Annotated in this window: 9 protein-coding genes; 5 read left to right on the top strand and 4 right to left on the bottom strand. The window is 49.0% G+C overall.

All coding sequences use genetic code 11. The features are described from left to right. Positions 1–245 precede the first annotated feature (245 nt). A complete protein-coding gene (locus EC915_RS24420; protein ID WP_133753030.1) occupies positions 246–518 on the top strand; it encodes a hypothetical protein in 273 nt (90 codons plus the stop codon). A gap of 86 nt (positions 519–604) precedes the next feature. Here EC915_RS24420 and EC915_RS24425 read toward each other — a convergent pair whose 3' ends face one another. From EC915_RS24425 to EC915_RS24440, 4 genes are all read right to left on the bottom strand, one after another. Further along, positions 605–796 (bottom strand): hypothetical protein, encoded by a 192-nt coding sequence (locus EC915_RS24425; protein WP_133753031.1) that lies wholly within the window; start codon positions 794–796, stop codon positions 605–607. 609 nt (positions 797–1,405) lie between these two features. After that, positions 1,406–1,714 carry a hypothetical protein gene (locus tag EC915_RS24430; protein WP_133753032.1) on the bottom strand — a complete coding sequence of 103 codons (309 nt, stop codon included), beginning with the start codon at positions 1,712–1,714 and terminating at the stop codon, positions 1,406–1,408. Further along, on the bottom strand, positions 1,704–1,952 hold the full coding sequence (locus tag EC915_RS24435) for a hypothetical protein (protein ID WP_133753033.1): 249 nt from the start codon (positions 1,950–1,952) through the stop codon (positions 1,704–1,706). The genes EC915_RS24430 and EC915_RS24435 overlap by 11 nt, the downstream gene beginning before the upstream one ends. Positions 1,953–1,993: 41 nt before the next feature. Continuing rightward, positions 1,994–2,533 carry a hypothetical protein gene (locus EC915_RS24440; protein ID WP_133753034.1) on the bottom strand — a complete coding sequence of 180 codons (540 nt, stop codon included), beginning with the start codon at positions 2,531–2,533 and terminating at the stop codon, positions 1,994–1,996. 100 nt (positions 2,534–2,633) lie between these two features. Between EC915_RS24440 and EC915_RS24445 the strand changes: the two genes are divergently transcribed. From EC915_RS24445 to EC915_RS24460, 4 genes are all read left to right on the top strand, one after another. Next, entirely contained in the window at positions 2,634–2,897 is a 264-nt protein-coding gene (locus EC915_RS24445; RefSeq protein ID WP_133753035.1) for a helix-turn-helix domain-containing protein, read from the top strand. Between the two features lie 283 nt (positions 2,898–3,180). Beyond that, positions 3,181–5,205 (top strand): DEAD/DEAH box helicase, encoded by a 2,025-nt coding sequence (locus EC915_RS24450; RefSeq protein ID WP_133753036.1) that lies wholly within the window; start codon positions 3,181–3,183, stop codon positions 5,203–5,205. Beyond that, positions 5,205–5,834 (top strand): hypothetical protein, encoded by a 630-nt coding sequence (locus EC915_RS24455; RefSeq protein WP_133753037.1) that lies wholly within the window; start codon positions 5,205–5,207, stop codon positions 5,832–5,834. Before EC915_RS24450 ends, EC915_RS24455 begins: the two co-directional genes overlap by 1 nt. Before the next feature lie 767 nt (positions 5,835–6,601). Next, entirely contained in the window at positions 6,602–7,951 is a 1,350-nt protein-coding gene (locus EC915_RS24460; RefSeq protein ID WP_133753038.1) for an MFS transporter, read from the top strand. The last annotated feature ends 110 nt before the right edge of the window (positions 7,952–8,061 follow it).

An 8,061-nucleotide genomic window follows, 5' to 3' on the forward strand; every position in this document is an offset into this window, starting at 1 on the left:
CTTTGGATGGCGCGTCGATATTTGCTCTCCAGCGCAGGAGAGGTGCGTCCGTAATGAGGGAAATAGCTACTGCGGGCCGCGTGCAGCGGTAAAAATGGATGAAATAGGCGGCAGACTTGATCGATTTTGAACGGCTACCGTTTTTTGAAAGCGGCTATGGCTCAGCAGTCTAAAAATAGCGGCCTACTTCAGACCATCCCTAGGAACGCGGCTGCCATGATAACGATCCGCAGGAGGTCTCAACGATGATCCAACCATCAGATGCTCATAGACTGGAAATCGCCCAGGACGTCTTGGGTTGCTTGATAGCGCTCCGTTCCGAATCGATTTTCTACGAGCGGAAGAAAGCCCAACCGAATGTTGAAATCATCAGCCAGTGGAAAGCAGAGCGAAACACCCTCTTCGACCTGACCCGCAGTTTGAACTGTAACGAACGGGATACCATCGAGAATGTCATCGCGACCTATGGCCCCTCTGCCAGAGCTCTGTTTGATCAGGAAGGTAGTCTGAGCAGCTAGCCCTGCGCACCGGCTACCCAAAGAGCGTATCAGTTAAGGCGTTCCACTTTTGCTGACATGCGTTCCGCCGCCCTGAGATGCTGCACTCAATCTGAATTGGGCGGCGTGGAGCGTCTGGCAGGTTTTGACTCGGGAATGAGCTCAGGTATCAGCTTGAGCTCTCCCGCATAGACCATGAGAGTTCCGCACCTGGTAAACGGCTTACCACCGTTCATCGCGTCTACAGATTTCCGTCGCAGCGCAAGCGACCCCATTTTCTTCAGCCAGCTTTCACTCATAGCGGTTACTCCAGATGAGGATGACGTACCCAGATTTGCCTACCGAATGCCTCCATCAGCATCACCAGATCTACCTTTCCCAGTGCTCCCAGATCTTGTTCTCTTCTTTACCCGAGTGATCCAAGCCCAGTCACCAAAGGCAACTGCGCGCACTTCACAATACCGACACCATCACAGCCAACGCCCTGCTTTGTACAGCGTCGTGTTGCCGTGTTTTCTGAAAATTACCGCGCTCACTTCGCAAAATATTTTGACGATCAAGTTTGTGAGGCCGATGGCGTCTGACTCTTGTGTTTATCGAGTCATTGGACGATTCCCCTGCCCCCTCCCCAACGATGCTTTTATTCATCAAGGGCCAAGAAATCCAGCACCTACGTGCAGACAACTTTTCTGACCAAAATCGTCCACAACGGCTGCAACCATTTGGTGGATAAGAACTGGGACAGGGTAGGGTTTGTACTCCCGCCATGAATGGCGTACGTACAACCGGCAACGCGGCAGTCGTTTCACTCCCTTGCTTTGCCTACCGTACCTGCTCAGGGCAAGCCCCGAGACCCCACTACACCCATTGGCCGGAAAATTTTGGTATAACGCGCTGCCGTCGGTGGCTCACAACTCGGTAGAGTTGCCCCGCAGCGCAAGAACCTCATGATCCGCAAGCCCTTGCCTCCGCTGCGCCAATCCGAGGGGCAAAATAAGCGCCTCATGCTCAAGCATTTGCTGTTCAAGCAACCGTCCTAAAAGCAGCAGCTCTCCCTGCGCTTCGAGTGCGCGAAGCTGCTCCGGAGAGTTAAACGCCCAGCGGTCGAGAATCTGCCAACCGCATGCGTGATACGAAGTGGATTGGCGGACAGACTCGATGGTCGTAGCCGCCAGGACGCCAGACGCGATTCTCAATGGCATGTGATCAATGAGCATGTGCGGGTTCCTTTATTTGTAGCGAGTTGATCGTTCGTGTGTTCTGCGCAATAGAAGATGATCTGAAACCACCTTTGCGCCTTAGCTCTCGAATATGAGCAAGCGAAAACCCGAGAGCGGATAGGACGGCATCATCGTCAGAGGCCAGCGCTTGATTGGCCAAGCGCATGGTGGCGTTAGCTAGCTTCAGTTGAGCGATATCTACCTGCCAAACACTGCCTGCGGTTACGTCGGTCATCGGGCTACTCCGAATAGGTAAGTGAAGGCTCCATCAACCAGCTAAGTGCTGAAGATTGAATGCAGCCGTGCCTCCGTATTGGTCACGTCCGCCGTTTTAAGCGCGAGGCTGAACGTCGGAATAGCCAAATCGCTGGTCAACAGCTCCAATCGATGGTTGCTCTTGCCGACTGGAAGGATGCGCCAGGAGCGAATCTCATCCAAACGGAAGAGATGACCGTCCTGACCAACGGGGTAGGCCAACAACCTTTTCGATTGCAGGTCGACACCAACGTAGGCGTCATTGATCTTAGCGAACACCTCTACCTGCGGATGGAACCCTTCAGCCTGATAGCCGGCAACCATTTTTCTCAGCTTATCGGCATAGCTCTGGTTGACTCGCGAGAACAGCCATCCGCCCCCGACGAAGTAGAGAACCAAGACCCAGAACAGCCAACGAATTGCAGGGTCTTCGCTACTGGTCAAACCCAGAAAGAAAGGCAGATTGAAGCCGGAAAAAACCACCACGACTAGCAAAAGCGCACCCACCGGCAAACACCCGACAGCCCATGCCACGCGAAACAACTCCCAGACCACTCTCATGCAGCCTCCTAAACCAAACGAACAAGTACAAAATAACTGAAAATCAGATATCCCAAAAGCAGATATAGCGTGATCAGCTGAACCTTGCCCGGACACGGCTATGACAAAGGCTATCTATCGACGCGAGCACGTGATTTTTTTGGAAGTGTTGAAGCGCATGCGTGTTGAATCAGGCATGACCCAGGCGCAGTGCTCTGCTGCGCTGGGGAGGCCGCAATCGTTCATGAGTGATGTGGAGAGAGGGGTAAGGCGGTTGGATACGGTTCAACTGCGTGACCTTTGCCTTGCCCTCAAGACAAATCTTGTCAGCTTCATTAAGGTCTATGAACAAGCTCTCAATGGGGAGTCCAAATCCGAAAAATAGCTGAGCTCACCACTTGGCGTAATACATCTCCAGTAATCGAAATAACAATTTCAACTATTAAATTGGAATATTTGCACTTTCATTATCAACAGCAACAAAAATAGCAAAAAATTCCATATTAAAAATCGCTACAAACTTTAAGAGCTCACCACATATAAGAAACTCAACATAATAGTCAAATAGCAATGTAACGCAACATTATCCCATCACATTCTGTTGACGAAAGTCACGCCAAGTGCTAAAAGATTTTTCTAGCATCCATGGACTGAGCAGGAATATTCTAATGTCGAGCAGCTTCTTTTACATGAGCATTGAGGAGGACGACAACAATCACGTAATTGTTGAGTCTGCTAGAAGATATGCCGAAGAAAAACTAGAACAAGTGTATATAGTAAACAAACCATTAGGCGACAACAAATACTCATATGAGTTTAGTGCCGGCTTCGTCTTGCTGGTCCCAAAACACAAAATGCTATTTATTAGTTTTGGAACAGACGAAGAAGCATTTGAAGAGTTTCAAGAGGACTTCCTCGAGGACCTAAGTGCTGTAGCAGATAAATATCGTTATAAAAGCATTATTGGACGCCCGCGAACCTGGAGCGACCTATACAGCAACGTAACTGTTGATCCTGAGAACTTTAACCTATCTGAAATATTAGACGATAATATCATTCCAAGTGATGATAGACAGAAAAAGTGTGAACTTTTAATATCTTTGATTACCGGCAGCATCAACGACATTGACAGAGTCAAGGAAAAGGTTCCAGACAACCTGCTTGATAAAGTCAAGCAAAAAATATTATTATTTGACGGTGAACAAACACGCTTTGTGTACCAGAAAAATATTAAACCGGTAGTCAGAATTCAAGGTTTATCTGGCACAGGAAAAACCGAGCTTTTACTTCACAAACTAAAAGAAATATACACTGCATCAGAAAGCACAAGAATATTTTTTACATGCCACAATAAAATACTCGCTGACAGCCTAAAAAAACGAATTCCCGACTTTTTCAACTTCATGAAGGTCGAACAACAGATTGAATGGTCTGAGCGACTATGGTGTGACAATGCTTGGGGCTCTGGTGGAGATTACAACTCAGGGGCATACCGATATATTTGTCATTTTTACGGCCTGACATTTCATCGCTACAGTCCTTCAATGTCATTTGATAGTGCATGCAAGAAGGCGCTAGAAGAGCTGGCTGCCCAAGGAGAACAAACTAAAGCTGCACTGGATTACATGCTAATCGATGAGAGCCAAGACTTCCCTGAGTCGTTCTTCGAACTATGCCAAAAGGTCACTAACAACACTGTCTACATCGCTGGTGATATTTTTCAGAATATTTTCTCAGAGGTAGCAGGCGATATAAAGCCTGACTTCCTGCTAAGCAAATGTTACAGAACTGATCCGCGCACACTAATGTTCGCACACTCATTAGGCATGGGGCTTTTTGAAAAAGAGAAGCTACAGTGGCTAGCAGATGAAGAATGGCAGTCTTGTGGATATATTGTTGAAAAAGATCGAACCAATACACTGTATAGACTATCGAGAGAACCACTCAGGCGATTCGAAGATGTGGATAGCAATGAATTTACCAGTACCGAGGTCGTACTGACAGGAGGCGATGACGCAAAAGACGGCTCCGACACGGCCTGCACAATCATAAATATAATCTCCGAGATCAAAAAAGCCAACCCGACAGCAACAGTGGAAGATATTGGGGTGATTTTCCTTAATGCTAATAAACGTAGTTTTCGACTAGCGGATATTTTAGAGCAATCAATTCCCGGAATTCTATCGTGGAAGGTTAACAAGGCTTACGAATCCAAGCGCAAAATCAAAGATACCCTATTCGTCAGTAATCGGAATCACGTTAAAGGCCTAGAGTTTCCATTTGTCATATGCGTTGCAGAAACAATCTCTAGAAGCCACAGCCTACGCAATGCTTTGTATATGATGCTTACTCGCTCTTTTATAAAGACTTATCTCCTAATACCTAAAGAACCAAACCAAATAATTTACCAGCAGCTAACTGCAGGACTCGAAGGAATAAACAAATCTGATGCTATTGAAGTTGTTGCACCATCAGCTGTAGAAATAGAAAAAATCAGAACAAAAATTAATTTCACGAGCCGCACAGTTTCATACTACGAATTTTTAAATGAAATATTTAATGAGCTTAATGTACTACCAATATTTCGTGGCGACTTGACTGAAACTGTACGATATACGTTAGGCGATAGCTTTGACCGAGACGAAGTCGTAGAAGTCGTAGAATTCAATTATCGAAAAATGGCGGGACGATAATGAAGCGATTTGCATTTACTATCGCGCCCTGGAATTCCGAGCTAGTATTCAACCCTATCAGAGCGAGAAAAGATGTTATTACTTTGCTTATGAAGGTTATAAAGTTAATGGATGTCGGGCCAGCATTGACAGGGCAGCCTGGTGAAGAATACTTTGAACTTGTGATTTCTCACACTAGCAGGTTATTTTTCTACTCTGAAGACAAACACTTTTCAATCGGCTTTCCATTCAATGCCGCACTAGAAAATGATCAGCTTGTATTTAAATCTTTGACAGGCGTAATAATTGATAGCCAAATGACATCTGACATACTGGGTGTTATGTCCAGCGAAGAGATATTTTTCTATGACGACATTATCGACTTCGCAGCGCCTGTGTCAGACTACTTCCTTCATAACAGAGGAGGATGGGCTGTATTAAGAGATCTTCTAATGACCGAAGATGGATACATTAGATATGATCATGACCCAGTTCACGCAAAGGGAGACATACATCCTTTACACCACTTAGATGTTTTCTATGGCGCTAGACAGACATTTAAAATAGGCTTAGCAAAAAAAATCGACCGGGGCCATTTGCACGATGCTCTTGACTCTCAGACTCCTTGCCATTATTTAAATCCAAAATAGGTAAAGTGAAAATTTGAGTGGGCAAATTTATAATGAATTTCGTTATTTGCCCCATTCAACAACGTGATAGCCCGATCTTGATGCGAGCAGAGATGAATTCGAAGCTATGAATGAGATATGGGAGAACTCCGAAGGCTTAATCCAGTCTCTGTAGGTGCCACAAATTTGCCACACTCGCCCCGCTAACCAAGGCGAAAACCCGCTAACCCCAGCTAACACAACCCATTGATTTCCCAGCTAATCCCCGCTAACGTGTTGATTCTAAACGTCGACTTTTAGGACTCCGAAGGCAGGGGTCATGGGTTCGAATCCCGTCAGGGCACCACCCTTCCCAAGCCCCTCTTGCTTTCCCGCTCTATCACCCCTCGCCCCGCCACCGCGATACCTTTGCGTATCAATCGCCGCGACAAATCCTGAACCCATCATCAAACTTTTTTGAAACATTCAGAAATAACCACATCCCCCAAGAACCGTACGCCAGAGCCTTGGCAACCGGGCGTGATGTCGCACCTGCGCTTGGGTCAGAGGGTTGTGCTGAATCGATTCAAGTGGCATAAAAGAAAGGCTACGGGCTCGAAAATCTAGAAAAAACATAGATTCGTGGGTCTAAGCCAGCTGCTTTCGAGTTACGACCCCGCGCTGTAGAAACCAGCCATGTTGCCCGCTGCCCGTAGCGGATATCCGCGCTATCCAACCTGCCCTTCAACCTCATAGAGGCCATTCATTCGGCGCGCCCAAGCGCCGTGCTGCAAAAAAGGATTGGACCATTGAGCGATCAATCGACCTCCACCTCTGCATTAGCCCGACTCTGCGACAAAATCGGTATCCCTTATCCCCTGTTCTGGGGTTTCGTCGGCCTGTTGATCTTCATGATCGGCGATGGCGTCGAGTTGGGTTACCTCTCTCCCTTTCTCAGCGAGGGCGGTATGGCCGCCGATAAGATCGCTGTGGTCTTCACCCTCTACGGCGTCACGGTCGGCATTTCTTCCTGGCTGGCCGGCGCGCTTTCGAACATCTGGGGACCGAAACGGGTGATGCTGCTCGGGCTGGTCATCTGGAGCGTTTTCGAGGTGCTGTTCCTGATTTACGGTCTGCAGAAACTCAGCTACTCGATGATCCTGCTGACCTACGGCTTACGCGGCTTCGGCTATCCGTTATTCGCCTACGGCTTTCTGGTCTGGATCGCCGCCGCGACGCCGCCACGCAAGATGGGCATGGCGGTCGGCTGGTTCTGGGTGGCTTACGCGGCAGGCTTGCCGACACTGGGCTCGCTGGTGGCGAGTTTCAGCATTCCACTGATCGGCGCGTTGCAGACGTTCTGGCTGTCTTTTGCGCTGGTGGTCTTCGGCGGCATCGTCGGCTTGATTGGCACCCGCGATGCGGCAGGCACACGTCGTCTGGCGCCAGAGAACGAGAAGCCAATGGTGTCGATGGCCAAGAACATCACCATCATGTGGACTCACCCCAAAGTGTCGCTGGCAGCGCTGGTACGCGTGATCAACACCTCCTCGATGTTCGGCTTTCTGGTGGTGATGCCGGCGTTCTTCATCGATACAGTCGGTTTCACGCTTGAACAATGGCTGCGCCTGCTGACGATCGTGTTTGTGTTCAACATCATCGGCAACCTGAGCTCAAGCGTGATCAGTACCAAGATCGGTTATCGCAACACGATCCTGTGGTTCGGTGCGGTGGGCAGCACGATCAGTACGCCGCTGTTTTTCTTCATGCCGCAGGCGTTTCCGCACGATTTCCTGATCGCCTCGGTGTTTGGCGCATTCTACGGCCTGACGCTGGCTTGTTTCGTTCCTCTGTCAGCCTTGGCGCCCGCTCTGGCACCGCAGAACAAGGCTGCCGCCTTGTCGGTGTTAAGCCTGGGCGCAGGTGCTTCGACGTGGGTCGGCCCTGCGGTCGTTGCGATCTTCCATGAGCGATTCGGTCTGGAAGGCGTGGTGTGGGCGTTCAGTGGGCTTTACGCATTGAGTGCCGTGCTGACCGCCTTCCTGAAAGACCCGGAGCCGGTTCATGAGCCGATCCTGATCAAGATCAAGCGCCGGATCAGAATCAAGGCACCGCGTCTGGACTATCGCTGGGCTCATGCCGAAGAGCCGAATCGATAAGAGCGGTACATCGGGCGGGGGTGTCAGAAATTTTGTGTTCGGGCATAACATGAGCAAGAGGTGCATGTATGCCAACCAAAAAGAAACCTGCGTTACGCGAGCTACCAAAA

The organism is Pseudomonas sp. LP_7_YM (assembly GCF_004364435.1).
GTDB lineage: Bacteria > Pseudomonadota > Gammaproteobacteria > Pseudomonadales > Pseudomonadaceae > Aquipseudomonas.